A 24,392-nucleotide genomic window follows, 5' to 3' on the forward strand; every position below is an offset into this window, starting at 1 on the left:
TTGGGGGACGCGCTGTTTGCCGGGTAGTGTGCGGCCATGGGGAGCAATCCGGGCAAGAACACGTATTTGGACCAGGTCGTAGCGCAGTCGGCCGCCCTCGAGGACGATCTGCGGACCCGTAAGCCGGTGCCCGTTGCGGCGGCGGCGCCGGGTGCGCCCGCACCGCGTGGGGCGCTGGCGAAGCGGGCGGATCGGGTCGGGTCGACGGCGCAGGGGGAGGGGGCCGGGCCGGTCGAGGTGCGGGTGACCGGGTTCTGGCGGTGGCAGACGGTGCTGGTGCCGCCGAATGCTTTTGTGGTGCATACCCGGCGGGGCCGGAGCGAGCCCATGCATATCGGGCTCGGGGTGTCGTTCGGGTTCAATCCGGCCACCGATTCGTACCTGGTGGTGCCGGGTGCGATGCAGACCATCCTGATCAACGCCTACTGCATTTGCAGTGAGCTGCAAGGGGTGCTGGTGCAGGGGTACGTGCAGTGGATCATCGAGGATTTCGCCACCGCGTACCGCAAACTGGATTTCTCCGACGCGGAGGATCCCATGCGGCTGGTCAATATTCAGCTGCGGGAGCAGGCCGAGGCCGCCATCAAGGACAAGGTCTCCACGATGGGCGTGCGAGATGTGCTCAGCGACAAGCAGCCCATCATCGAAGAGCTCACCGCGCGCCTGCGGGCGGTCGCCGAGGGATCCGCCGACGCGACCGGCAACGGACCGGGCGACCGCGGCCTCGGGCTGCGCATCGTCACTGTGCAGATCAAGGAAGCGGTGGTCAGTTCGTCCACGCTGTGGGAGAACTTGCAGAAGCCCTACCGCAGCGAGCAGAACCAGATCGCCCGGCTCGCCGAACTCGCCGCGCAGGAGGTGATTTCGGCGCGCGAGACGGCCGCGAACCGATCCGCCGAGGAACGCCGCATCGAAAACGAACGCGAGCTCGCCGAGCTGCGCGCCCGCAACGAAGCCGCCCGTTTCGACCGCGAAACCGTCGAACAGCTGCGCCGGACCACCCGCGAACACGACGACCAGCGAGCGATCGCCGACCTCGCTCAGGAAACCGCGCTGCACGCCCTACGCCTGGAACGCGAACAGCACGACCAGCAGGTCGAGAACCTGCGCCGCCGACAGGAACTGGAGAGCCAGGAGCTCGACGCCAAGCTGGCCCGCGCCGCAGCCGAAGCGCAGGCCCAGCACAACGGGGAACTACTCGCCCTGGAACGCGACCGGGTCCGGGTCGACACCGCGAACACGCAGAACGCCGCGAATCTGCAGTCGCAACTGGTCGACGGCCTGCCGGAGATCGTCGGGAACTTGCCCAAACCGGCGGAGTTGAAGTCCTACCAGATCGGCGGAGACCTCTCGACGGTCTCCGCGTTGCTCACCCAGATCGGCGCAGTAGTCGAATCCTGGTCGGCGGCAAAGGGGTCTGAGCTCAATGGTGCGCCGCCGAAGCCGGACCCGCAGTAGCTCGAAAGCCGCGGGCGTCTCAGCGGCGGATCACTTCGCCGAGCCGCGGCAGGAGATTGCGTTTCCAGCTGCGCTCCATGGCATTACGGGCCATCTTCTGTCGACGGTCTGCGATATCGAAACCTGTCTGTGTCAACAGAAGTCGAGTGCCGCGACCCTGCGGCCACAGCGTCCAGTCGACAATCCACCGGGTGGGATAGTCGGCCTGCGGATAGTTCGAGCTGTAGGTCAGCCGCTCGCGCGGCTGGGCCGTGAGCACCTCGCAGACGATCTCATTGATAATGGCATTGGGGATGGTGAAGCGGAATCGGGTTCCGGCCGAGGCGGCGAAGCCGGTCGGTCGAAGCAGCCACCGCTCCAACAGGTCGGGTTCGGTCAATGCGCGCCACACGGCGTCGGATGGCTGCGGGAAGAAGCTGCCGAGTTCGATCGCGGCTGGATTCAAATGGGTGTCGGCAATCAATTCCCTTGGCCTTCCTTGAATTTCGCCTCCATCTCCGCGGCGAGTCGCGGCTGCTCGGCCTCCATCTTCTGGACGTAGACGACCGCGTCTGCGACGGTTCGCAAGCTCGCCAGGTCTTCGTCCGGGATCTTGACGGCGTACTTGTCCTCGAGCTGTACGGCGATCTCCACCAGCGACAGTGAGTCGATGTCGAGGTCTTCGACGAAGGCTTTCTCGACCGTCACCTCGTCGGCCTCGATGCCCGTCACTTCTTCGACGATCTCCGCGATGCCGGCGACGATTTCTTCCTGCGTGGTAGCCACGAATCAGTCTCCTGTGTAATCAGTTGTCCGGTACGCCATTACGCTAGGAGCTCCACCGGGGTGGAGGTTCAACAAGTTGTGACAGACAACACACAAGCCAGCGTGGTGATGAGCATCGGGGAGTTGGCGCGCAGCGCTGGTCTCGCGGTGCGAACAATCCGGTTCTATTGCGACGAGGGCATTCTGGAATCTCGCCGTAGCGCGGGCGGGCATCGAATCTTCGATGCCGAGGCCGCCACCGAACGAGTGCTGCTGATTCGCCGTTTGCGTGCGCTCGGTCTCGGGCTGGGCGCGATCACCGAGGTGCTGCACGGAGAGCGGTCGCTGGAGGAGGCGATAACTGCCGAAAGTGCGCGCCTCGACGTCGAATTCCGGTCGCTGGGCTGGCGGCGGGCGGCACTGCGAGCAGTCGAGGCCGCTGCCCCGGGGCAGCGCGCCTCGCGCCTCGCGTTGCTTGCCGCCGCGCACGACGGTGTTGCGGCACATGATTGCCTCGTGCAGTTCTGGAGACGTGTCCTCGATCCGCTGCCGCGCGGGGATGTGGAGATGTGGCTGTGCGGGAATGTTCCAGACCCACCGGCTGATCCCGGTGTCGACGAAGTTGTCGCCTACGCCGAGTTGGCTGCGCTCGTGGCCGACCGTGCGATGGACAGTGTTGTGCGACAGCAATTCTGGCGGTATCGGCCGGACCTCATTCGTGACCGCCACGGCCTCTACATCGAGATGGGCGACGTTATGTGCGACGTGGTGTCGCGCATCTCCGAAGGGGCGCGACCGCGCGAGGGCAGCGAACTCGACGGCTTCGTCAACGCTCACGCCGACGCCCGCGGTGAACGCGACTCCCGGCGCTTCCGTGCGCAACTCCTGGCCGGCGCCACCGACGACGACCAGCGGATTCATCGTTACTGGGCATTGACAGATCAGGTCCTCGGCGACCGCGTCACTGTCGGGCGAGCCCACAACTGGGTGTACAAGGCACTGGCCGACTCCGCCGACGCGCACTGAAACGCTATGGCATGGGTCACCATGGTACTGACAATCATTGTCAGTAAGGTTTAGGATGCTGTTCTATGACCCAAGCCATGCACGTATTGACCCGGACCGATTTGCACGACGTCGAGCTCACCCCGGCCGAGGTCATCGAAATCGTGGAAGAGGCCTATCTGGCTTTCGCGCAAGGGGATTCGCGGTGCCCCGTGAAGCTGATGATGCCCATCCCGAAGACCGAGCGGGATGCGGTGTCGTATTCGATGCTCGGATATGACGGGTCGCTGGAGCAGGTCGGGTTCAAGACCTCGTATCGGCAGGGTAGTGAGAGCGCCGAGAAGTACTACACGACAATCAGTTTGTACGACGATGTGACGGGGCTGCCGTTCGCGTTCATGGATTGTCAGCGGGTGGGTGCGGCTCGCACGCCGGCGACCACGGCGATCACCGCGAAGCATTGTGCGCGCGAAGGGGCGACGAGTGCGTTGATGCTCGGCACCGGGGTGCAGGGGCGAAATACGTTGCCGTACTTGGCAACCGCGCTGCCGCGGTTGGAAAGATTGCGGTTGTTCGGCACTCATCCGGACGGGATCGCCGAGAGTGTCGCCATCATGCGGCGCTGGTTCCCCGACCGCGAGATCGACCTGGTCGACGACGTGCCTTCGGCGGTGGCGGAGTCGGACATCGTCGTGGTCGCTTCCGGGCGGGCGGCGCATCCGAAGGTGCGCACCGAGTGGTTGCGGCCGGGTGGGTTGCTCATCTCGGTGGCGAGCAAAGGAGTGGAGAGCGGGGCGTTGCGGCAGGCCGACTACGCGATCGCGACCAGCACCGGCCAATTGGGTGTCACCGGAACACGTTTGGCTGGGTCCGGTGAAACGGTCCGGATCGATGCCGAGCTTCCGCAGATCGTTGCAGGCCGGGCTCCGGGACGGCGCGCCGACGATGATCGAGTCTTCGCGTTCTCCAGCGGAATGATCATCACCGACATTCCGGTGGCGCATGCGCTGGCCACCCGCGCGGTGGCGGCCGGGCGCGGACAGCGGGTGGAACTGTGGACCTGAGCACCGAGTTGATGAAACTGACTGCACTGGAACAGGAGTGGCAGCGTCGGGTGCGGTCCGAGCCGGACTTGCTGTTCGACATCCACCATGCCGTCGGCGGGCCGTTCCATGTCGTCTACCCGCAGCAGTTCGAGCAGAACCTGCGGTCGTTTCAGGAAGTGCTTGCCGTACATCGGGTTCCGGGGCGGGTCTACTACGGAAAGAAGGCGAACAAGGCGGGCTGCTGGCTCGATGTCGTCGCCGACTTCGACGGATCGGTGGACGTGGCGAGCGAACCGGAGCTGGTGCACGCGCTCGCGCATGGTGTGCGAGGCCGCGATATCGGCGTGACGGGCGCGGCCAAGAGTGCCGAGCTGCTGCGGCTCGCCGCCCGGCACGATTGTGTGGTGGCCGTCGACGCGCTCGACGAGCTCGAGCGACTCGCCGAGATAGCCGGAAGGTCCGGCCGGGTACGAATCCTGTTGCGCCGCCTACCCCCTAACGCACCGCACAGCCGGTTCGGCTTGTCGGAGCCCGACCTCGAAGCGGCCGTCACCCGGTGCGGACAACTCGATGCGGTCGACCTGATCGGCTTCTCCTTCCATCTCGACGGCTACCAGGTGCGGCCACGCGCCGAGCTCGCCTATGACCTGATCACCCTGTGCGCCAAGGCAAAAGCTCAGGGCCACCCGATCTCCGCCATCTCCATCGGCGGCGGCTTCGCTTGCAGCTACCTGAGCGAGGCGGACTGGGCGGCGTTCACCGAACGCGGCACCGGCCAGCTGTTCCACGCGGGCAAACGATTCGACAAGTTCTATCCCTACGCGCAGGGGCCGAACGGCGCGGCCATGCTCGACGCGATCCTCACCACCGGCTTCGACGGCCGGACCTTGGCAGATCACCTGCGCGCCAACGACGTCGAACTGTTCCTCGAACCCGGCCGCGCCCTGCTCATCGACGCCGGTTTCACCGCTTTCCCGGTACTCGGTTTCAAACGCAATGCCGACCACGGAATCACGACGGTGCAGGGATTGAGCATGAGCGTGTCCGAACAATGGAAAGGCAGCGAATTCCTGCCCGATCCCATTCTGCTGCCGCGCAACGCCGATTCCGCCGCGACCCCGATCGCCTCCTGCGTCGGCGGCTCCAGCTGCATGGAATACGACGTGCTCACCTGGCGCAAGATCATCCTGCCGCAGCGCCCGGAATTCGGTGATCTGCTGCTGTATCCGAATACCGCCGGATATCAGATGGACAAGAACGAAAGCGAATTCCATCAACTGCCGCTACCGCCGAAGGTGGTGGTCACCGACGACGGCGACCGGCTGCACTGGAGGCTGGACCGGTGACGCGGCTGCCCCGGATCCGGGAGAACGTCGTTCGGCACGCCTCCGAATTGATCGGCGCCACCCCACTGCTCGAACTCACCCGCACCGGCGCGGGCAGCCGCCTGCTGCTCAAGCTGGAGCAGTTCAACCCGACCGGCTCGGCGAAGGTGCGGATGGCGCGGGAGATGGTGCTCCAAGCCGAACGGGACGGCCTGCTGCGTCCCGGCGGGCACATCGTCGAACCCACCTCCGGCAATACCGGGACCGGTCTGGCCCTGATGGCGCTGGAACGCGGCTACACCTTCACCGCCGTCGTCGACGGGCACGCGGCCCAGGACAAGTTGCGCGCCATGAAAGCCATGGGGGCACAACTGGTTCGAGTGGACGGCGCGGATACCGGCGGTCCGAGCACGGTCGAGCGCCGCCGGGTCGCCGGCGAGATCGCCGCGGCCACCGGCGCGTATCGCCCGGACCAGCACAACAATCCGCACAACAACGCGGGCTATCGCGAACTGGCGGGCGAACTGCACACCGATCTGAACACCGACGTCGACTACCTGGTCGGCGCGGTCGGCACCGGCGGATCCCTCTGCGGCACAGTCGAAGAGCTACGCCGACTGGGTTCGCGGGTGCGGGCGATCGGCATCGAACCCGCCGGTTCGATCATCTTCGGCGGTCCCGCCGGTCGCTACTGGCAGACCGGCGCGGGCAGCCCCGCCGGATTCGCGGTCGGCGGCAACGTGAAATACGCCGCCATCGACGAGGCCTGCCAGGTCGGCGACGTGGACGCTTTCGCCACCGCGCGGGTGGTGGCGCGGCGCATCGGCATCCTGATCGGCGGTACCGCGGGCGCGGCGGTGTTCGCGGCCTTGCGCAGGCTGGTGCAGCTGCCGGCGGGCAGTACCGCGGTGGTGCTGGCCTGCGACGCGGGGGAGAAGTACCTCGACACCGTCTACGACGAGGACTGGCTGCTGGCCCGCGGGCTGTATTCCGAAGCGGCACAACAGCGCGTCCTCCGGCTGTTCGACGCCTACGACGCATCGCTGCGGCTGGCCGCCGCCGATGCCTGCCGCGCGGGGTTCGACAGCGACCGCGCGCTGGCCAAGACGGGAAGTTGAAAGACCCATGAGATTTCGAACAAGCGACTATCGCGTGATCGTCGCGCTGGCCGCGCCCATCGCCGGCATCCAGCTCGCCCAAGTCGCGCTGACCACTGTGGATCTGGCCATGATGGGCCTGCTCGGCATCGCCGCGGTGGCGGCGGGCGGCTTGGCGCTGCTGCTCTACAACCAGATCCGCACCATGTGCGTCGGCATGGTCACCGGCGTCGGCAACATGGTGGCGGGTGCCGTCGGCCGGGGCGAAAAGCGCACCGGAACAGGCGAACTCGACGACCAGGCGCGGGCCGAGGTGCGCGGTTACGTGCGGGCCGCCTTGGCCGTCGCGACCGTGATCGCAGTGGCGGGCGCGCTGATCCTGAGCGGGCTCGGCTACGCACTGACCTGGCTCGGCCAGGATCCTGCCGTTCTGGATCTGGCCCGCCCGATCATCTGGACGCTGGCGCCCGGCCTGATCCCGATGCTGTGGCTGAACGTGCTGCGCCAGTACGCGGTCGGCATGCGCCGCGCCGGTTCGCTGCTGCGGGTGACGCTGCTGTCCATCGCCGTCAACGCCGGGCTGAACGCGCTGTTCATCTTCGGCTGGTTCGGCGTCCCGGAACTCGGCCTGGCCGGAATCGGATTGTCCACCACGCTGGTTCAGCTCTGGACCTTCGGCACCTATCTGTCCAGCGTGCGCCGCGATCCCGTGCTCGGCGAGCTGCTCTCGCTGCAAGCCTGGCGCGCCGACCCCGGCACCGTCCGGCGCATCGTCTCGATGGGCACCCCGATCTCGCTCACCTACGGCGCGGAAGCCGCCGTCACCTCGGTCGCGACGCTGCTGATGGGTGGTTTCGGGCCGGTCGCGCTGGCCGCGAGCAATATCGTGAACCAACTGGCCTACATCGTCTATCAGGTGAATATCGGCCTGTCCCAAGGCTCGTCGATCCTGGTCAGCCGGACCATCGGACAGGGGGAGTGGGAGCAGGTGCGCGGTGTCGCCCAGCGGACCTTCGTCCTCGGGTTCGGATTCATGACCCTGGTCGGCGGCTGCTACGTCCTGTTCCCGCGCACCGTGCTGGCACCGTTCCTCGGCTCCCACCACGACGACACGGCAGTGGTCGCGGCGGCCTCGGCGCTGTTGTGGTTCGCGATCGCGCAGCAGTACTGCAAGGGCTCACAGAACCTGTGCATCGGACTGCTGCGCGGCATCGGCAATACGAAAGCCGGACTACGCAATACGTTGATCGGCTACTTCGCCGTCGGAATCCCCGCCATGGTGGTGTTCGGATACGGCCTGGATTGGCGGGGTCCCGGTATCTGGCTCGGGTTGTGTCTGGGATTCGGCACGACTGCGGCGCTGGTGTGGCGCACTTTCCTGCACAGCGTGCCGAAATCGGGTCAGCTGGCGGTAGCGGGTGCCGGTGCCCAATAGACCGCCGCCGTGGAGCGCTTCCGCATGGCGGCGAAGCTATGGCGGGCGGGGCTGAGCAATGCGGTGAACCAAGAGCGACGATGCTCGGCGAGCGCGGCCGCGACGGCAGGGATCTGGAGGCAGTGCACGCCCCCTGCCATACCCAAACGGTGGCGACCCGTCTGGTGGATTCTGGTGCTCAATCGTGTTCCTTTGCTAGCTGGTTCTCTGGCCTGGATCGCCTGCGCCGAAGATTAGCCGAAGAAATGGGTGTGTCAGAGTATTTTGCGGAAGTAATTGGCGTGGCGTGTCGGAAAGTTCGCGGGTCGGAGCCCGCTTCTGCCGAAAATGTTGCGAATTGGTCTCAGCGGCGTCACGGAACGGGAAAGGGTTAGCTGGGCGGGTGAATCCGGCTGCGGCGGTGGGTAATCAGCTGAGCCGGAGCATCGGACGGCGGGGGGTGCGCGGCGGTGTGGGCGGTGGATGCGAGACTGGTCCGATGTTGCGGATCGGCCTCACCGGAGGCATGGGAGCGGGCAAGTCGACGGTGGCGCGGATTCTGGCCGAACGCGGCGCGGTCCTCATTGATTCCGACGTGATAGCCAGGGAAGTCGTCGCGCCCGGCACCGAGGGGCTGGCCGCGTTGGTGGCCGCGTTCGGCGACGACATTCTCGCCGAGGACGGCAGCCTGGACCGGCCCGCACTGGCCGCGCGCGCGTTCGCCGACGACGAATCCCGCGCCACGTTGAATTCCATTACGCATCCATTGGTGGGTAAACGCACCGGCGAGTTGATTTCCGCCGCGGCGCCGGATGCGATTCTGGTGCAAGATATTCCGTTGCTTGTCGAGAATGGTCTCGCGCCATTGATGAATCTGGTTCTGGTCGTCGATGTCGAGGCCGAAACCCGGATCCGGCGGCTGGTCGAATTCCGCGGTGTTTCCGAAATCGATGCGCGCGCGCGTATTTCGGCGCAGGCCACCGACGAGCAGCGGCGCGCGGTCGCGGATGTGCTGCTGGACAACAACGGTGCGCCCGGCGCGATCGACGCGGTGGTGCACCGGTTGTGGGACGAGCGGCTGGTGCCCTTCGAGCAGAACAAGCGCACCGGCAGTCCGGCCAAGGGTGAGCTGCGGCTGGTGCCCGCCGATCCGGACTGGGCGGCACAGGCGCAGCGGATCATCGCGCGGTTGTGGGTCGCCTGCGGTGCGGCGGCGCAGCGGATCGACCACATCGGGTCCACCGCGGTGCCCGGGCTCGACGCCAAGGACGTGATCGACATCCAGATCACCGTGGCCGATATGGCAGCCGCCGACGGACTGCTGACCGCGTTGGCGGAGGCGGGCTTCCCGCGCAAAGACGATGTGACAGACGACAATCCGAAGCCGACCGAGGGGGATCCGGCGGGCGCTGATCATGCACTGTGGACCAAGCGGTTGCACGGCAGTGCCGACCCGGGTCGCCCGGCCAACGTGCATATCCGCGCGGAAGGCACACCCGGACAGCGGTTCGCGCTCGAGTTCCGCGACTGGCTGCGTTCGGACGCGGCGGCCCGCGCCGAATACCTCGAGGTGAAGCGCGAAGCCGAAGCCAAGGCTGCCGGGCTGTCCGGCGCGGCGGCCGCCGACGCCTACTACGGCGTGAAGGAACCTTGGTTCGACGCGGCTTACGAACGGCTGCGCTGAGTCAGCGCCAGGTCAGCTCGATGCCCTGGCCGGTCAGCCAGCGTTCCAGCGAATAGCCGTTGGCGGCGATGCCGTCCATGGTGCTGGCGGCGTGCTCGATCGCGGCCTGCGCCTCGGTCAGGTCGAGGTAGCCCGCGGCGTGCGCGGCCAGCAGTTCGTCGACATCGAGCAGTTCGCTGTCGCGCCCGGTGCGCACCGTGATGTCGAGATAGTGGTCGACCGACTTCCAGCGCTGCGGGCCGACCTGGCTGTACGCACCGAGATCCAGGTAGTAGTCCTGGTCGCGCTGATGCGCGGGGTTGAAGTGGAAGACGGTCGCGCGCAACGACAGCTTCGGCAGCAGCCAGGACTCGATGTAGTGGAACTCCACGTGATCGGAGGAGCGCGCCATGTACAGGCCCCAGGGCGCCACCTGATAGCTGTCGACCTCGCGGACGAACCCCTTGGGGTCCGTATTGGTCAGGCTCGCGAGGTCGAAGTACTCGACCTTGGGTGGGTGCAGGTCCACTGCCGGTGCCTGTGTCATGCACTCAGAATCTACCGTCGACGGCGCTACGTCGAGTCGTAAAGGTAGCTGTGTTGTTCACGGCGCCTTATCGCGGCCGCGAAACTTGTCGGTGCCTGCGCTTACGCTGGGTACATGGCTTTCGCTACCGAGATCCCTGATGAGGCTCAGCCGCCGCTCGCGCATTCGGAGTTCCGCCCGGTCGGGGAGATCGAGCGCTCCGAAGCGCGGATCCAGGTGGTCAGTGATCTGAAACCGGCCGGCGACCAGCCCGCCGCCATCGCCGAGCTGGAACGGCGGATCACCGCCGGCGAGCGCGATGTGGTGCTGCTCGGCGCCACCGGCACCGGTAAGTCGGCCACCACGGCCTGGCTCATCGAGAAGCTGCAGCGACCCACCCTGGTGATGGCGCCGAACAAGACGCTGGCCGCCCAGCTCGCCAACGAGCTGCGGGAGATGCTGCCGAACAACGCGGTCGAGTACTTCGTTTCGTACTACGACTACTACCAGCCCGAGGCGTACATCGCGCAGACCGATACCTACATCGAGAAGGACAGCTCGATCAACGACGATGTCGAGCGGCTGCGGCACTCGGCGACGTCGAGCCTGCTGTCGCGGCGCGATGTCGTGGTGGTCGCGTCGGTGTCGTGCATCTACGGCCTCGGTACCCCGCAGTCCTACCTGGATCGCTCGGTGTCGCTCGAGGTGGGCAACGAGATCGATCGCGATGCCCTGCTGCGGCTGCTGGTCGACGTGCAGTACACCCGCAACGACATGTCCTTTGTGCGTGGCTCGTTCCGGGTGCGCGGCGACACCGTCGAGATCATCCCCTCCTACGAGGAGCTCGCGGTCCGCATCGAGTTCTTCGGCGACGAGATCGAAGCGCTCTACTATCTGCATCCGCTCACCGGCGACGTGGTGCGGCAGGTCGATCGGCTGCGTATCTTCCCGGCCACCCACTATGTGGCGGGCCCGGAGCGGATGGAGCGCGCGGTCAAGGAGATCGAGGCCGAGCTCGAGCAGCGCCTGGCCGAGTTCGAGCGTCAGGGCAAGCTGCTGGAGGCACAGCGGCTGCGCATGCGCACCCAATACGACATCGAGATGATCCGCCAGGTCGGGTTCTGCTCCGGCATCGAGAACTACTCGCGCCATATCGACGGCCGCCCCGCCGGTTCCGCGCCCGCCACCCTGATCGACTACTTCCCCGACGACTTCCTGCTCGTCATCGACGAATCGCACGTCACTGTGCCGCAGATCGGCGGCATGTACGAGGGCGACATGTCGCGCAAGCGCAACCTGGTGGAGTTCGGCTTCCGGCTCCCGTCCGCGATCGACAACCGCCCGCTCACCTGGGAAGAGTTCGCCGACCGGATCGGGCAGACGGTGTATCTGTCGGCCACTCCCGGTCCCTACGAGCTGGGCCAGGCCGGTGGTGAGGTGGTCGAGCAGGTCATCCGCCCGACCGGCCTGGTCGACCCGAAGGTCATCGTCAAACCCACCAAGGGCCAGATCGACGACCTGCTGCATGAGATCCGGCTGCGCACCGAGCGCGACGAGCGAGTGCTGGTCACCACCCTTACCAAGAAGATGTCCGAGGATCTCACCGACTACCTGCTCGGCCTCGGCGTGCGCGTGCGCTACCTGCACTCCGAGATCGACACGCTGCGCCGCGTGGAACTGCTGCGTCAGCTGCGCCTGGGCGAATACGACGTCCTGGTCGGCATCAACCTGCTTCGTGAGGGCCTCGACCTGCCCGAGGTTTCGCTGGTCGCCATCCTCGACGCCGACAAGGAAGGCTTCCTGCGTAGCAGCACCAGCCTGATCCAGACCATCGGCCGCGCGGCCCGCAACGTCTCCGGCGAAGTCCACATGTACGCCGACAAGATCACCGACTCGATGCAGCACGCCATCGAGGAGACCGACCGCCGCCGCGCCAAACAGGTTGCCTACAACGAAAAAATGGGCATCGACCCGCAGCCGCTGCGCAAGAAGATCGCCGACATCCTCGATCAGGTCTACCAGGAAGCCGACGATTCCGAGGTCGCCGTCGGCGGCTCCGGTCGCAACGCCAGCCGCGGCCGGCGCGCCCAGGGCGAACCGGGCCGGGCCGTCAGCGCCGGCGTCTACGAGGGGCGCGACATCAAGTCGATGCCGCGCGCCGAACTGGCCGACCTGGTCAAGGAAATGACCGCCCAGATGATGAACGCCGCACGCGAGTTGCAGTTCGAGCTGGCGGGCCGCCTCCGCGACGAGATCGCCGACCTGAAGAAGGAACTGCGCGGCATGGACGCCGCCGGCCTGAGCTGAGCCGCACCGATGACAGCGGGATCAGCTCTGCTGCGCCATCCATTCGTTGACGCGGCGCTCGGCCTCTTCACGCGGCACGTCCTCGACCCGGGTCATGACCGCCCAGCGGTGGCCGAACGGGTCGATGACGACCCCGAAACGGTCGCCGGTGACGAAAGTTTGCGGGTCCTCGGCGGTGCGGGCGCCGTGTTCGCGGGCGCGGGCGATGGTGGCATCGACATCGGGGCAGTAGTGCACGATCGAGGTGTGCACCCATTCGCCGTTGGGGGCTTGGACGCCATTGTCGGGGATGGGCATGCCCATCTGCAGCGTCGAGTCGCCGATCTTCAGTTCGGCGTGGGCGGCCTGTCCGTCGGGCAGGTCGCTGCGGCTGATGACTTCGGCGCCGAACACTGCGCTATAGAAATCGATGGCCTTGTTCGCGTCGGCGACAGCGAGGAAACAGGTGATCGAATGGTAGTCGGCGGGAATCGGATTCACGGTGTTCGTCATGCAAACAAGTCTGCTCGGCGGCCGGAAAATGGTCTTGTAAGAACGCGACACCACGATCGGCAGGCGCGCTGATGCCCAGGTGGACGCCCGCGACCGCGCCCCTCGAGGATGTCAAAGGCATCCTGCACCCGGGCGAGCAGGCGCGGCATCGCACCTTGAACCGATTACCCGCGGGACCGGGTGTCGCCGCCTTCGTCGACTGGTATTGGTCGGTGCGCTGGGACCTGCGCGGCAAGCCGCCCTACTCCGCCGAGGTGCTGTCGTTCCCGTGCGTGAACGTCACCTTCGAACGTGACAACGCCCGGGTGGGCGGTTTCGTCAACGGCGTGTGCACGACCAAGTACATCCGCGAATTGTCCGGTGCCGGAGAGACTTTCGGAGTCCGGTTCCGCGCGGGCGGTTTCGGCGCTTTCACCGGCCTGGACGTCGGGACGCTGCGGGACCGCGTGGTCGACCTGGCCGAGGTATTCCCCGATGCCGCCGCCCTGACCGATCGGGTGCTCGCCGCGCAGACGGACGAGCAGCGCCGCGTCCTCGTCGAGGACTATCTCGCTCCGCGCGCCGCCCAGGAAGACCACGCCTATCGGCAGGTGCTCGAGATCATCGCCGCAATGGCCGAGGATCCGGCACTCACGCGCGTCGACCAGATCACCGAACGCTTCGATATCCCCATCCGCACTCTGCAGCGTCTGTTCCGCCGCTATGTGGGCGCCGCGCCGAAATGGGTGCTGCGCCGCTACCGGCTGCAGGACGGCGCCGATCTACTCGCCAAAGGGCGCAGCGCGGATTTGGCCGCGCTCGCGATAGAACTCGGCTATTTCGACCAAGCGCATTTCTCCCGGGAGTTCGCCGCCGAAGTCGGAATGCCTCCGCTGGAATACGCCCGTAATTCGATACGCTCGGCCGAGGATCTTCAGCAAATACTCGGAGAGGTGTGACTGTGGACGCAGTAGTGCTGATCGGGCGGGTTTTGTTCTCGGTGTTGTTCCTGGGTTCGGCAATGGGCCATTTCACGAATACCGAGGCGATGGCGGGCTACGCGCAGAGCCAAGGGGTCCCGTCGCCCAAGGCCGGTGTCCTGGCCTCCGGGGCGCTGATGGGCCTCGGCGCGCTGAGCGTCCTGTTCGGGATCTGGGCCGATGCGGGGATGCTCCTGCTGGCCATCGTCCTGCTCCCCGTCACCTTCATGATGCACGCGTTCTGGAAGGACACCGATCCGGAGGCCAAGCAGGCCCAGATGATCCAGTTCAACAAGAACCTCGCGCTGATCGGCGCGGCGCTCATGTTGTTCGCGTTCTTCGCCCGCACCCCCGAACTCGGCCTCACCCTGACCGGCCCGCTTTTCGATCAGGACTGACGCGCAATACTGTGTTGTGATGAATCTCCCAGAGCTGCAACGAGGTTCGTGACAAGTTGTGATGCGTCACAGAAATGGCCGCAACGAATTGGATCGGCGCAGGTAGCTTCGGCCCCGGCGCCATTCACTCGGCCGGTGCGTGGCTCTGAAAGCCGGACACCACCGAGTGTGATGTGTTGCGATTTCTGATATTTCCCCCCGTTTTACGGCTATGGTCGACCGCAGTCGCCGCGACGGTGCTCCGACTTGTCCGGATGCGCCGACCGTAGGCACCCGACCCAAAGTTGGAGGAAAGATGACCGCCTACCGGACCATTGTTGTCGGTACCGATGGCTCGGACTCGTCGTATGTCGCCGTCGAGAAGGCCGCCGCGCTGGCCGGCGCCGCCGATGCCACGCTGATCGTCGCCTGCGCCTACTACCCGACCGACGACCGCGACGTAGCCGCCGCTGCCGACGTGCTCAAGGAAGAGGCCTACCAGGTGCGCGGCTCCGCGCCGACGAACGAGATCCTGCGGGTCGCCCGCGACCGCGCCACCGAGGCCGGCGCCAAGGACATCGTCGAGCGCGCCGTCGTCGGCGAGCCCGTCGAATCGCTGCTCAACCTGGTGCGTGAGGTCGACGCCGACCTGCTCGTGGTCGGTAACCGGGGCCTGAACACCCTGGCAGGTCGTCTGCTCGGCTCGGTGCCCTCGGATGTGGCGCGCAAATCGCGGTCGGACGTGCTGATCGTGCACACCGTCCGCTAGTCGGCCGCGTCCTACCGCGGTCGTCCCGGCGAACGCCGGGATCCAGACAGCAGCGAAGCCCCGTACGGCCCGGAGAACCGGTGCGGTACGGGGCTTCTGTGTCAGCTCAGTGCGCCGAGCACCCCGGGCAGCTCGCCCGTGTGGAACACCGTGAGCCGCTGGGTCGCACGCGTCAGCGCCACATAGAGATCGTTGAGCCCACGAGGCGACTCGTCCAGAATTTTCTGGGGCTCCGCCAGGAACACCGCGTCGAATTCCAGACCTTTCACATCGTGCACCGTCAGCACCGACACCGATTCCCCTGCCAGCTCCGAGAATTCGGTCAGCAGGTCGTGTGGCACGATCACCGCGCTGGTGCCGGGCCCCTGCTCCCGCGCCACCGCTTCCCGCACCGCCGCGACCATCTCCTCGGCCGAGACTTGGTGCGCCACAGGAGGATTCCCGCTCTCGCGCACCGACCGCGGCACCGTCGCGTCCGGATCGATGGCGGCGAGCACATCGGCCGCAACGGCCATGATCTCCGCGGGCGTGCGGTAGTTCACCGTCAGCTCGGTCAGCTTCCACCGTTGCGCCACATAGGGTTCCAGCATTCGCTGCCACGACGACGCGCCCGCCGGGTCGCCGGTCTGCGCGACGTCACCGACCACTGTGATCCACCGGTTCGGGATGCGCCGCATCACCATTCGCCACGCCATCTCCGAAAGTTCTTGCGCCTCATCGATGATGACGTGCCCGTAGGTCCAGGTGCGGTCGCCCGCGGCCCGTTCGGCGGTGGTCTGGTTGCTGCGGTAGGCCTGCCGGTCGGCGAGCTGGGAGGCGTCGATGAGGTCGTAGGCCATCAGGATCTCGTCGGCGTCCAGTGCGTCCTCGACCTCGGCGGCCGCGGATCCGGTCAGGATGTCGAGAGCTTCCTGCGCCTCGGCGATCTGCGCGTGCCGGCGGCGGCGCGCCCGTTCGCGGTCCTCGGTGTCGTCGACGCCGAGTAGTTCGGCCAGCTCGTCCAGCAAAGGCGCGTCGGCGGCACTGAATTCACCGTTGTGCGGGCGCAGCAGCTCGGCCCGATCGCCGGCGGACAGCGCCGACGCCACCCGGTCGAGCCGCTTCGGATCGGCCAGCAGGTCGCCCAGCACCTCCTGTGGCGTCAGGATCGGCCACAGCTTCGCGATCGCCGCCTGCACCTCCGGATCGGACTTCATCTCGTCCCGGATCTCGGCGATATCGGTTCGGCTGAGCAGACTTTGACCACCGGACAGGTCCGCGCCCATGGTCTGGGCCACCTGATCGGTCAGCGCGTCGATGACCGAGCTCGCGAAGATCGGCCGCGCCAGGTTGTGCGGCCGCCGCGAGGACCGGGCCCGGCCGCGCGCCTTGGTGGCGATCCGGCGATCCAGGGTCGCCGGATAGCCGTCGAAGCTGAGCCGGATCGGATCGGCGGGCGCCTCCTGCCGGTCCCGCACCGCCTGCTTGAGCACCTCGACGATCTCGAGGGCCCCCTTGATCTCGCCGGCCCGCAGCGAATCCTCCCGGGTCGCTTTGACTCCCGGGTACAGGTCGCCGACGGTGGACAGCAGCACACCGGTCTCACCGAGCGAGGGCAGCACCTGCCCGATGTAGTCGAGGAAGGTCGCGTTCGGCCCGATGATCAGCACACCGCTCTTGGCCAGTTGCTGCCGATAGGTATAGAGCAGGAAGGCCGCGCGGTGCAGCGCGACGGCGGTCTTGCCGGTACCCGGCCCGCCCTGCACCACCAGCACGCTTTTGTGCTCGGAGCGGATGATCGTGTCCTGCTCGGACTGGATCGTCTCCACGATGTCGTTCATGTGGCCGGTGCGCGCGGCGTTCAACGCCGCCAGCAGTGCGCTCTCGCTGCCCACACCGCCGTCGCCCTCGACCATGCCATCCCGTTCGGCGGCTGCGAGATCGAGGTATTCGTCGTTGACGGCGGTGACCCGGCGATTGCGGGTGCGAATGTGCCGGCGCCTGGTCACGCCGTCCGGGGCGGCGGTGGTGGCCAGATAGAAGGGCCGGGCCAGCGGGGCCCGCCAGTCCAGCAGCAATGTCTCGTAGTCGTCCTGCTCGTCGAGGATCCCGAGTCGGCCGATGTAGCGGGTGGCCTCGTCACCGGTCAAATCGATGCGCCCGAAACACAATCCGTGTTCGGCGGCGTCGTACTTCGCCAGATCCTCGTGGTAGAGCTGACTGAACGACTCCCGCTCACTGCGGGCCTGCGGCGTGCCACCGTTTTCCAGCAGCACGGTCTTGAGGCGGTTCTGCGCGTAGGCGCGCATACCGTCGAGCCGGTCGTACAGGACCGACAGGTAGGCCTGTTCCTGTTCTAACTCGCGGTCCTGAGCGAGAGGGTCGGGCAAACTGAACTCCTTGGGTAACCGCGTGAAAACAAGGTTGTCGAGTCTACTGCGGATTTCCCGCCCTCGCCGCCACCGCAGGTAGGGTCACCGGCGCGAAGTGCAGCACCGTCGGAAACGGATCGTAGAAGTGGTGCAGCAGCGCCTTCCACTCCTGATACTCCGGCGAGCCGCGGAACCCCTCGACGTGGTCTTCGAGCCGGTCCCATTCGACCAGAAGCAGGTAGTTGCCGGGGTCTTCGACGCACCGGGACAGCGACAGCGATCGGAACCCCGGCATCCCGGCGATGATCGGCTGGGCGCGCGCGAAGGCTGCCTCGAACGCCTCCGACAATTCGGCTCGGACCGGCAGCAGGACATGTTCGATGATCACGAGAGAAGCCTTCAGGACGCGTGGGTGTTGTTGGGGCGGCGGCCCTTGACGGTGGCTTCGCGGTCGCCGACGGGCTTGGCGCGGTACATGGCCACATCGGCGTCGTGGAGTACCGCTTCGGGGGAGCGGTGGTCGCCCTGCACCAGCTCGGTGACGCCGATGGAGGCGTTGACCTCGATGCGGTGGCCGCGCGCGACGATCGGCTCGGACATGGTGGAGCGCAGCCGCTGGACCAGCGCGTCCAGGTCCTCGCGGCGGGTCGGCCCGGCCAGCAGCACCAGGAATTCGTCGCCGCCGAGTCGTCCGACCACATCGTCGCCGCGCAGCGCCCGCTGCAGCCGCTGCGCGACGATCTGCAGGACGGTGTCGCCGATGGCGTGGCCCAGTGTGTCGTTGATCGCCTTGAATCCGTCCAGGTCGATGAACAGCACCGTGGACACCTGCTGATCCGCGCTGGACCTACCCGCCCCGCCGGCTGCCGTCCCCGAGGTGGCCAGGGCGGCCGCGAGCTGGGACAGGATCAGCGATCGGTTCGCCAGCCCGGTCAGCGAATCGTGGGTGGCCTGATACTCCAATTGCCTACGGCTGGCGCGGAATTCGGTGACATCGGCGAAGGAGGACACCGCGGGGGAGGCCGGGTCGTCCGGATTCAGCAGCCGGCTCGAGCCGGAGAGCCAGCGGCGCTGCCCGTCGGCGCGGTCCACCCCGAAGGTGTAGCCGGTGATCGTTTCGCCGGTTTCCAGGGTGCGCGCGATCGGGTGCCGCGACGGCGGCAGCGGCTGCGCGTTCGCGTCCAGCAGCACCATCGGTAGTTCGTGGATGCTCAGGCCGACCAGCTCCTCGGCGTGTTCGGGCTTACCGAAGATGCGCCCGGCCGCCGGATTGGCCGATTCGATGCGGCCGTTGCGATCGATGACGACCACGCCCTCTTCGAGCTGCGAAACGACCGTGGTGAAGTGTTCCTCGGCCAGGCGCTGGGCCTGCTCGGCGGCGCGCTGGGCGGTCAGATCGTGGATGACCACCTGGTAGGCGAAATGGTGCTGCCAGGGCGTCAGCACCGACACCGTCTCCACCGGCACCGGGCGCCCGTCCAGGCGCAGCAGCTGCATCTCGGTGGGGTGCGAGGCGGCACCCGCGGTGGTGAGGTGGCTGATCCGGTCGAGCATGCCCGGCACCGAATCGGGATGGACGAATTGGGTGACCGGTTTCCCCAGGAGGTCCTCGGCGCCGGCGGCCCCCAGTAAGCGGATGGCGGCTCGGTTCACGTAGACGACGAGACCGTCCTGGTGCACACAGACCCCGTCCGGGGTGTGATCGACCAGTGACCGGTACCGCTGCGCGAGCTCCTCGGCCTCAGACGTACTGGCCGGGGTGTTCTCGCCGCCTATCCCTTCCGAACCCAACTCCGAACCCCCGATCGTTCGACCGACTTATGGCAATTGGAACATGGGAATTATCCTGGTATCGACATGAACAAGATCACGTCGGTATAGCGGTATTTTTCGTGGCTGTTCGATCACAGTCCGGCTCTTCATCGGGTGCTGCCCGGAGATCATTACAGGTTTATCGAACATCGACAGCGCAGGCCGAGGAGCAAGGCTATGCCAGGGGTCAACGCGAGAACGATAAAGCACCAAGATCATATAGCCGGCATCGGCGCGGTCACCGGATACGGCTGGGGCCGTGAGGCGCTCTGGCAGGGGCTGATCAGCGGCAAATCCGCGGCTACGCTGCAGTCCGGCTACGGCCGGGACCGGAACGAGCACGCCTGGGTGGCGCTGGTGCCCGACGGCGGTGATCCGTCGATCAGCAAGAGCCGCTACGGCCGCGCCATTCACGAGGCGGCGCGCGAGGCCATCGCCGACGCCACCGCGCGCGGCTGGCGCCCGGGCGGCACCGTCGGCCTGGTGCACGCGATCGTGCTCGGCGACGTGGTGAATTGGCGTGACTTCTACCTCGTCGACCACGGGCACCGCCGCTCCCGCGACTACCTGCCGCTGCTGCCCTCGACGCCGATCTCGATGCTGATGCAGGAGTTCGGTTTCCACGGTCCCTCCATGAATGTCTCGGCGGCCTGCAGCTCGGCCAATGTCGGTCTGATCACGGCCAAGCTCTGGCTGGACGCGGGCGTCGCCGATGACGTCATCTGCGTGGCTTCGGATATGTCCGCGACTCCGGACATGCTCGAGCATTTCGTGCATATGGGCGCGGCGGTGGCCGACGCCGAACCCATGGACGCCTGCCGCCCCTTCCAGCGCGGCAGCCGCGGGTTCAGCATGGCCGAGGCCTCGATGGCATTCGTACTGACCAAAGCCGTGGATCGGCCCTACGCCGCGATCGTCGGCGGCGGCATGACCAACGACGCCTATCACGTGGTGTCGGTGGAGCCCGATCACAAGCAGATCATCGATTGCGCGCGGCGCGCGCTGGCACAGGCCGGTCTGAGACCGGAGGACATCGCCTACTTCAACGCGCACGGCACCGGCACCCGCCAATGCGGTGCCGCCGAAACCGACCTGATGGCAAGGATGTTCGACGACGGACCGCTGATCTACGCGCTCAAGCCGCTGGCCGGGCACAGTCAGGGCGCGGCCGCCGGCGTCGAGGTGGCGGCCGCGGCCATGGGCTACGAGCGCCGCATCGTTCCGGCCGCGCCGATCGTCGCGCAGGCGCATCCGCGGCTGCTGGACGGCCCGCAACCGTTCCAGGGCGGGTACACCCTCAAAGCGGCTCTCGGAATGGGCGGTCATAATTCCATGCTCGTCCTCGGGGAGCCGGGCTAGCCGGTCGGCAGCGGCACCGACCAGCACAGCCGGGTACCGGGTAGCTCGTCCGGATTGCCGCTGGGCCGGATCGCGGGCCCGATGATGAACTCGCCGTTGGCCTTCTCGGCGCGCTGCTCCAGATTGCGCAGTCCACTGCGGATGACGTGATGTGGGATGCCCCAGCCGTCGTCGATCACCACGATGGTCAGGTTGTCGTCGACGCTGATCTCCACCGTGACGACGCTGCCGCCGGAATGCCGCACCGCGTTGCTCACCGCTTCCCGCACCACCGCCTCGGCGTGGTCGGCGAGTTCGGCCTCCAGCACCGACAGCGGCCCGGTCACTTGCAGGCTGCCGCGCAGCGGAGTGTCCGAAGTCTGCTGGCGCACCGCGTCTTCCAGGCGCTGCTGCAGCCGGCTGGTCTGCGCGTCGCCGCCGTGCAGGTCGAAGATCGAGGTGCGGATCTCCTGCACCACCTCCTGCAGATCGGCGACGCCGGTCGAGATCCGTTGCCGCACATCGGGGACCTGGGCCTGTGGCTCCGCGGCCTGCAGGCTCAGGCCGATCGCGAACAGCCGCTGGATGACATGGTCGTGCAGGTCGCGCGCGATGCGGTCGCGGTCGGCGAGGATGTCGAGTTCGCGCATCCGGCGCTGGGTGCCGGCCAGCTGCATGGCCAGCGCCGCCTGATCGGTGAAAGCCGCGGTGAGTTCGACGAGTTCGTCCGGGTAGGGCGCGGAACCGGCGGGGCGCACCGCGACCAGCACGCCCAGCGTCGCGTCGGGCGTGCACAGCGGCAGGATCAGCACCGGCCCCACGTCGGCCAGCGGCACACCGAGATCGATGGCGCCCGCGTCGTCGAAGCGCAGCGGCGTACGGCGATGGAACGCCTCGCCCAGCGCGGTGCCTTCGGTGAGCACCAGCCAGCCCTCGTGCCCGGTTCCCGGCCCGGACCACTGGGTCAGCGTCAATTCGCTGACCTCACCGGCACGGCGCTGTATTCCGGTCGCGCCGGCCAGGAACGCGCGGTGCGAACCCGTCAGCGTGCGCGCGTGGTCGACGACGTGGGCGAGGACCTGTTCGGATTCGGTGCCCGCGAGGAATTCGGTGGCGATATCGCGGGTCGCCTCGATCCAAGCCTGCCGGGTGCGCGCGGATTCGTAGAGCCGGGCGTTGTCGACGGCGATGCCCGCGGCGGCGGCCAGCGCCTGGACCAGGACGTCGTCGTCCTCGGTGAACGGCTGACCACCGGCTTTCTCGGTGAGATACAGGCTGCCGAAGACTTCGTCGCGGATCCGGACCGGCACGCCGAGGAAGGTACGCATCGGCGGGTGGCCGGGTGGAAGGCCCACGGACTCCGGATGTTTGGTGAGGTCTTCCAGGCGCAACGGTTTGCTGCGATGGAACACCGCGCCGAGCACGCCGTGCCCCTCGGGGAGTTTGCCGATGCTTCCCCGGACCTGTTCGTCCATGCCCTCGTCGAGGAATTGGGCCACCTGCATGTCGTGGCCGAGCACCGCGAGCGCGCCGTAGCGGGCGTCTACCAGACTTGTCGCGGTGCGCACGATGGCGCGCAAGGTGTCGTCCAGGTCCAGCCCGGAGGTTACTGTCAGCATCGCCTCGACCAGGCCGTCCATCCGGTCGCGCGAGTCGATGATGAGCTCGACGCGTTCTTTGACCTCGCTGAGCAGCTCGCGCAGTCGTAGCTGGGACAGCGTGTCGCGCACCGAGTACAGGTCGTTGCCGCGGTCGTCGGGCATCTCGACTTCTCTCCTGAGCGGGGCGCGAAGTGCGTTGGTCCCAGTCTAATTCGCGGATCAAGGACTTTCGGCCCTGTTCGCGGCAGCGTTGCGGGAGTGGGATAGGGGCATCAGGTGAATAGAGAGCAGAGGTGTCCTATGAATTCGTCGCAGGCGTTGTATTCGGAGCGTGGCAACACGCGGGGCAACTCGGAGCAGTGGACTACCGCCGCGGATCCGGGTCTCGCGGTCACAACGCGCGGTGCGGTACCCGCGGCGGATGTCACCCGGGCGGTGCGGGCCATCGGCCGTGTGCTGCGCCGGCATCACCTGGATGTCCCTGCCCGAGTGCGGGTTACCGCGCCCGCCGACGGCGATCAGCCCACGGTGGTGCAGGCCAATGTGCGGTTGCACGACACTCCGGCGCGGGTGCAGGTCACCGGGCCGCGCGGGTTCGCGGTCACCTTCGCGGTGGAGCGGCTGGACCGGCAGATCGCCCGGCTGGCCTCGAATCAGTCTCGGGCCTGGCCGGATCCGGCCCGGCCGCCGCTGGCTCGGGTCACCGAGCCGCGTCCGGTGGTGCGCCGCAAGTCGGTCTCGCTGCTCACCGGCACTCCCGGCGAGGCGATGGCGATCCTGGACGCGATGGATTACGACGCCTACCTCTTCCTCGATCAGGAGACGGGGGAGGAGGCGATCGTGCACTGGTGTGAGTTGCTCGGCGTCGGGGTCGCGCGCCAGCACAGCACCGAGGAGCCCGAGGAGCAGACGGTGAATTCGCTTCCGCTCAGCGTGGATTCGGAGCCCGCCCCGCAGCTCACCGAGCTGGATGCCGCCGCCTGGCTGTGCCGGTCCGGCCTGCCCTACCTGTTCTTCACCGACGCCGACAGCGGACGCGGCCGGCTGCTCTACCGTCGCTACGACGGTGACTTGAGCATCGTGGTGCCCGCCGAATAGCAGGTCAGCCCTCACGCAGTTTGGAGGCCAGCACCGCCGCCTGGGTGCGGCGCTCCATACCCAGCTTGGCCAGCAGCCGGGAGACGTAGTTCTTGACCGTCTTCTCCGCCAGGAACATCCGTGCGGCGATCTGCCGGTTGGTGAGTCCTTCGCCGAGCAAGGCGAGCAGGCGGCGCTCCTGGTCGGTGAGACCGGCCAGGGGGCCGTCGTTTTCGGTGCTGTTGCGCAAACGCGCCTTCAGCGCCGCCGCCGCCCGGGTGTCGAGCAACGAGCGGCCCGACCCGACCGCCTTGATCGCCTCCGCGAGCTCCATCCCCTTGATGTTCTTCACCACATAGCCGCCCGCGCCCGCCAGGATGGCATCGAGCATGGCGTGCTCGTCGGTGTAGGAAGTCAGGATGAGACACCGCAATCCGTCGTTTTCGGCGAGCAGATCGCGGCACAGTTCGATGCCGTTGCCGTCGGGCAGGCGAACATCGAGCACCGCCACGTCGGGGCGCAGCGCGCGGATGCCGGCCATGGCATGAGCGACATCGCCGGCCTCGCCGATCACCGACAGCTCCGGATCGCTTTCCAGCAGGTCGATGAGGCCGCGGCGGACGATCTCGTGGTCGTCGACCAGGAACACTCTGAGCACCACGGCCTCCCACCGGCGAACGGGCTACTACGCCAAGGTATCTCGTCGCGGGTAGTCGCGGCTACACCCGGGCGAGGCCGGTTCGAGATCGCACGGTGAATTACGAGTAATGCCGACTCGAATTGCGTGACACGCCAGAACTCTCCCGCCCGGAAAGAATCTTGCTCACAAAAAACAGTGCCGCGATTGCGGTTTCGAGTATCATAGGACCGAAGTCATTCAAAGAGGGCTTATGGCAGCGGAGCCGCGGGGCCCGTGCACAGTAATCTCGGACAATGGCATATTCAGCAACTCTTGATTTCAGTAATATTTTCGGTCCACCGCGCAACTGTCCTGGTTGTGGTTCGGGTGCGGTCGGTATCTACGACGACCA

Annotated in this window: 22 protein-coding genes; 13 read left to right on the forward strand and 9 right to left on the reverse strand. The window is 66.9% G+C overall.

Going from position 1 to position 24,392, the window contains the following annotated elements:
* Positions 1 to 36 precede the first annotated feature (36 nt).
* Complete coding sequence (locus IBX22_RS36020; protein ID WP_194820314.1) at positions 37 to 1,458, forward strand: SPFH domain-containing protein; 1,422 nt, start codon at positions 37 to 39, stop codon at positions 1,456 to 1,458.
* A gap of 19 nt (positions 1,459 to 1,477) precedes the next feature.
* Here the strand turns inward: IBX22_RS36020 and IBX22_RS36025 are convergent, their stop codons facing one another.
* The gene (locus tag IBX22_RS36025) at positions 1,478 to 1,921 is read right to left on the reverse strand and encodes an SRPBCC domain-containing protein (protein WP_194820315.1); all 444 of its coding nucleotides are present in this window, start codon (positions 1,919 to 1,921) and stop codon (positions 1,478 to 1,480) included.
* Positions 1,918 to 2,223, reverse strand: coding sequence for a meromycolate extension acyl carrier protein AcpM (gene acpM / locus IBX22_RS36030; RefSeq protein ID WP_194820316.1), 306 nt, complete (start codon positions 2,221 to 2,223; stop codon positions 1,918 to 1,920). The genes IBX22_RS36025 and acpM overlap by 4 nt, the downstream gene beginning before the upstream one ends.
* A gap of 78 nt (positions 2,224 to 2,301) precedes the next feature.
* On the opposite strand from acpM, the gene IBX22_RS36035 reads away from it, so the two are divergent.
* The 6 genes from IBX22_RS36035 to coaE all read left to right on the forward strand — a co-directional run bounded on the left by IBX22_RS36035 (position 2,302) and on the right by coaE (position 9,773).
* The gene (locus tag IBX22_RS36035; protein WP_309234937.1) at positions 2,302 to 3,228 is read left to right on the forward strand and encodes a MerR family transcriptional regulator; all 927 of its coding nucleotides are present in this window, start codon (positions 2,302 to 2,304) and stop codon (positions 3,226 to 3,228) included.
* 65 nt (positions 3,229 to 3,293) lie between these two features.
* A complete protein-coding gene (locus IBX22_RS36040; protein WP_194820317.1) occupies positions 3,294 to 4,271 on the forward strand; it encodes an ornithine cyclodeaminase family protein in 978 nt (325 codons plus the stop codon).
* A gap of 11 nt (positions 4,272 to 4,282) precedes the next feature.
* Positions 4,283 to 5,599 carry an alanine racemase gene (locus IBX22_RS36045; protein WP_194820318.1) on the forward strand — a complete coding sequence of 439 codons (1,317 nt, stop codon included), beginning with the start codon at positions 4,283 to 4,285 and terminating at the stop codon, positions 5,597 to 5,599.
* Entirely contained in the window at positions 5,596 to 6,696 is a 1,101-nt protein-coding gene (locus IBX22_RS36050; protein ID WP_194820319.1) for a PLP-dependent cysteine synthase family protein, read from the forward strand. The genes IBX22_RS36045 and IBX22_RS36050 overlap by 4 nt, the downstream gene beginning before the upstream one ends.
* A 7-nt stretch (positions 6,697 to 6,703) precedes the next feature.
* Positions 6,704 to 8,110: an MATE family efflux transporter gene (locus IBX22_RS36055; protein WP_194820320.1), complete on the forward strand. Its 1,407-nt coding sequence runs from the start codon at positions 6,704 to 6,706 to the stop codon at positions 8,108 to 8,110.
* A 478-nt stretch (positions 8,111 to 8,588) separates the two neighbouring features.
* Positions 8,589 to 9,773: a dephospho-CoA kinase gene (gene coaE / locus IBX22_RS36060; protein ID WP_194820321.1), complete on the forward strand. Its 1,185-nt coding sequence runs from the start codon at positions 8,589 to 8,591 to the stop codon at positions 9,771 to 9,773.
* Position 9,774: 1 nt separating this feature from the next.
* On the opposite strand, the gene IBX22_RS36065 is transcribed toward coaE, so the two are convergent.
* The gene (locus IBX22_RS36065; RefSeq protein WP_194820322.1) at positions 9,775 to 10,299 is read right to left on the reverse strand and encodes a DUF402 domain-containing protein; all 525 of its coding nucleotides are present in this window, start codon (positions 10,297 to 10,299) and stop codon (positions 9,775 to 9,777) included.
* Positions 10,300 to 10,413: 114 nt separating this feature from the next.
* Between IBX22_RS36065 and uvrB the strand changes: the two genes are divergently transcribed.
* Entirely contained in the window at positions 10,414 to 12,585 is a 2,172-nt protein-coding gene (gene uvrB, locus IBX22_RS36070; protein ID WP_194820323.1) for an excinuclease ABC subunit UvrB, read from the forward strand.
* A 21-nt stretch (positions 12,586 to 12,606) separates the two neighbouring features.
* On the opposite strand, the gene IBX22_RS36075 is transcribed toward uvrB, so the two are convergent.
* Positions 12,607 to 13,077, reverse strand: a complete 471-nt coding sequence (locus IBX22_RS36075; RefSeq protein WP_194820324.1) for a glyoxalase/bleomycin resistance/extradiol dioxygenase family protein — start codon at positions 13,075 to 13,077, stop codon at positions 12,607 to 12,609.
* 71 nt (positions 13,078 to 13,148) lie between these two features.
* On the opposite strand from IBX22_RS36075, the gene IBX22_RS36080 reads away from it, so the two are divergent.
* The 3 genes from IBX22_RS36080 (at position 13,149) to IBX22_RS36090 (ending at position 15,182) form a co-directional block, all read left to right on the forward strand.
* The gene (locus tag IBX22_RS36080) at positions 13,149 to 14,015 is read left to right on the forward strand and encodes a helix-turn-helix domain-containing protein (protein WP_194820325.1); all 867 of its coding nucleotides are present in this window, start codon (positions 13,149 to 13,151) and stop codon (positions 14,013 to 14,015) included.
* 2 nt (positions 14,016 to 14,017) lie between these two features.
* Complete coding sequence (locus IBX22_RS36085) at positions 14,018 to 14,434, forward strand: DoxX family protein (protein ID WP_194820326.1); 417 nt, start codon at positions 14,018 to 14,020, stop codon at positions 14,432 to 14,434.
* A gap of 295 nt (positions 14,435 to 14,729) precedes the next feature.
* Entirely contained in the window at positions 14,730 to 15,182 is a 453-nt protein-coding gene (locus IBX22_RS36090; RefSeq protein WP_194820327.1) for a universal stress protein, read from the forward strand.
* A gap of 101 nt (positions 15,183 to 15,283) precedes the next feature.
* Here IBX22_RS36090 and IBX22_RS36095 read toward each other — a convergent pair whose 3' ends face one another.
* From IBX22_RS36095 to IBX22_RS36105, 3 genes are read right to left on the reverse strand one after another with little or no spacing between them, the layout of a single operon-like run.
* Positions 15,284 to 17,551 (reverse strand): 3'-5' exonuclease, encoded by a 2,268-nt coding sequence (locus IBX22_RS36095; RefSeq protein ID WP_228540164.1) that lies wholly within the window; start codon positions 17,549 to 17,551, stop codon positions 15,284 to 15,286.
* 43 nt (positions 17,552 to 17,594) lie between these two features.
* Positions 17,595 to 17,921 (reverse strand): antibiotic biosynthesis monooxygenase, encoded by a 327-nt coding sequence (locus IBX22_RS36100; RefSeq protein WP_194820328.1) that lies wholly within the window; start codon positions 17,919 to 17,921, stop codon positions 17,595 to 17,597.
* An 11-nt stretch (positions 17,922 to 17,932) separates the two neighbouring features.
* Positions 17,933 to 19,324 carry a diguanylate cyclase domain-containing protein gene (locus IBX22_RS36105; RefSeq protein ID WP_228540165.1) on the reverse strand — a complete coding sequence of 464 codons (1,392 nt, stop codon included), beginning with the start codon at positions 19,322 to 19,324 and terminating at the stop codon, positions 17,933 to 17,935.
* A 198-nt stretch (positions 19,325 to 19,522) separates the two neighbouring features.
* Between IBX22_RS36105 and IBX22_RS36110 the strand changes: the two genes are divergently transcribed.
* Positions 19,523 to 20,704 (forward strand): beta-ketoacyl synthase N-terminal-like domain-containing protein, encoded by a 1,182-nt coding sequence (locus tag IBX22_RS36110; RefSeq protein ID WP_194820329.1) that lies wholly within the window; start codon positions 19,523 to 19,525, stop codon positions 20,702 to 20,704.
* Here IBX22_RS36110 and IBX22_RS36115 read toward each other — a convergent pair.
* Positions 20,701 to 22,446: a GAF domain-containing sensor histidine kinase gene (locus IBX22_RS36115; protein ID WP_194820330.1), complete on the reverse strand. Its 1,746-nt coding sequence runs from the start codon at positions 22,444 to 22,446 to the stop codon at positions 20,701 to 20,703. The genes IBX22_RS36110 and IBX22_RS36115 overlap by 4 nt on opposite strands.
* Before the next feature lie 138 nt (positions 22,447 to 22,584).
* Here IBX22_RS36115 and IBX22_RS36120 point away from each other — a divergent pair, with 138 nt between their 5' ends.
* Entirely contained in the window at positions 22,585 to 23,382 is a 798-nt protein-coding gene (locus IBX22_RS36120; protein ID WP_194820331.1) for a sigma 54 modulation/S30EA ribosomal C-terminal domain-containing protein, read from the forward strand.
* Positions 23,383 to 23,386: 4 nt separating this feature from the next.
* Here IBX22_RS36120 and IBX22_RS36125 read toward each other — a convergent pair whose 3' ends face one another.
* Positions 23,387 to 24,019 carry a response regulator transcription factor gene (locus IBX22_RS36125; RefSeq protein WP_194820332.1) on the reverse strand — a complete coding sequence of 211 codons (633 nt, stop codon included), beginning with the start codon at positions 24,017 to 24,019 and terminating at the stop codon, positions 23,387 to 23,389.
* Positions 24,020 to 24,392 lie beyond the last annotated feature (373 nt).

Origin of the sequence: Nocardia sp. XZ_19_385, assembly GCF_015355755.1 — a bacterium.
Taxonomy (GTDB): domain Bacteria; phylum Actinomycetota; class Actinomycetes; order Mycobacteriales; family Mycobacteriaceae; genus Nocardia.

What these genes read in the sequence shown, in the direction of transcription:
- IBX22_RS36075 (WP_194820324.1), bottom strand. Translation starts at nt 13,077, where the DNA reads ATGACGAACACCGTGAATCCGATTCCCGCCGACTACCATTCGATCACC.
- IBX22_RS36120 (WP_194820331.1), top strand. Translation starts at nt 22,585, where the DNA reads ATGAATTCGTCGCAGGCGTTGTATTCGGAGCGTGGCAACACGCGGGGC.
- IBX22_RS36055 (WP_194820320.1), top strand. Translation starts at nt 6,704, where the DNA reads ATGAGATTTCGAACAAGCGACTATCGCGTGATCGTCGCGCTGGCCGCG.
- IBX22_RS36115 (WP_194820330.1), bottom strand. Translation starts at nt 22,446, where the DNA reads ATGCCCGACGACCGCGGCAACGACCTGTACTCGGTGCGCGACACGCTG.
- IBX22_RS36045 (WP_194820318.1), top strand. Translation starts at nt 4,283, where the DNA reads ATGAAACTGACTGCACTGGAACAGGAGTGGCAGCGTCGGGTGCGGTCC.
- uvrB (WP_194820323.1), top strand. Translation starts at nt 10,414, where the DNA reads ATGGCTTTCGCTACCGAGATCCCTGATGAGGCTCAGCCGCCGCTCGCG.
- coaE (WP_194820321.1), top strand. Translation starts at nt 8,589, where the DNA reads ATGTTGCGGATCGGCCTCACCGGAGGCATGGGAGCGGGCAAGTCGACG.
- IBX22_RS36110 (WP_194820329.1), top strand. Translation starts at nt 19,523, where the DNA reads ATGCCAGGGGTCAACGCGAGAACGATAAAGCACCAAGATCATATAGCC.
- IBX22_RS36020 (WP_194820314.1), top strand. Translation starts at nt 37, where the DNA reads ATGGGGAGCAATCCGGGCAAGAACACGTATTTGGACCAGGTCGTAGCG.
- IBX22_RS36080 (WP_194820325.1), top strand. Translation starts at nt 13,149, where the DNA reads ATGCCCAGGTGGACGCCCGCGACCGCGCCCCTCGAGGATGTCAAAGGC.
- IBX22_RS36065 (WP_194820322.1), bottom strand. Translation starts at nt 10,299, where the DNA reads ATGACACAGGCACCGGCAGTGGACCTGCACCCACCCAAGGTCGAGTAC.
- IBX22_RS36040 (WP_194820317.1), top strand. Translation starts at nt 3,294, where the DNA reads ATGACCCAAGCCATGCACGTATTGACCCGGACCGATTTGCACGACGTC.
- IBX22_RS36090 (WP_194820327.1), top strand. Translation starts at nt 14,730, where the DNA reads ATGACCGCCTACCGGACCATTGTTGTCGGTACCGATGGCTCGGACTCG.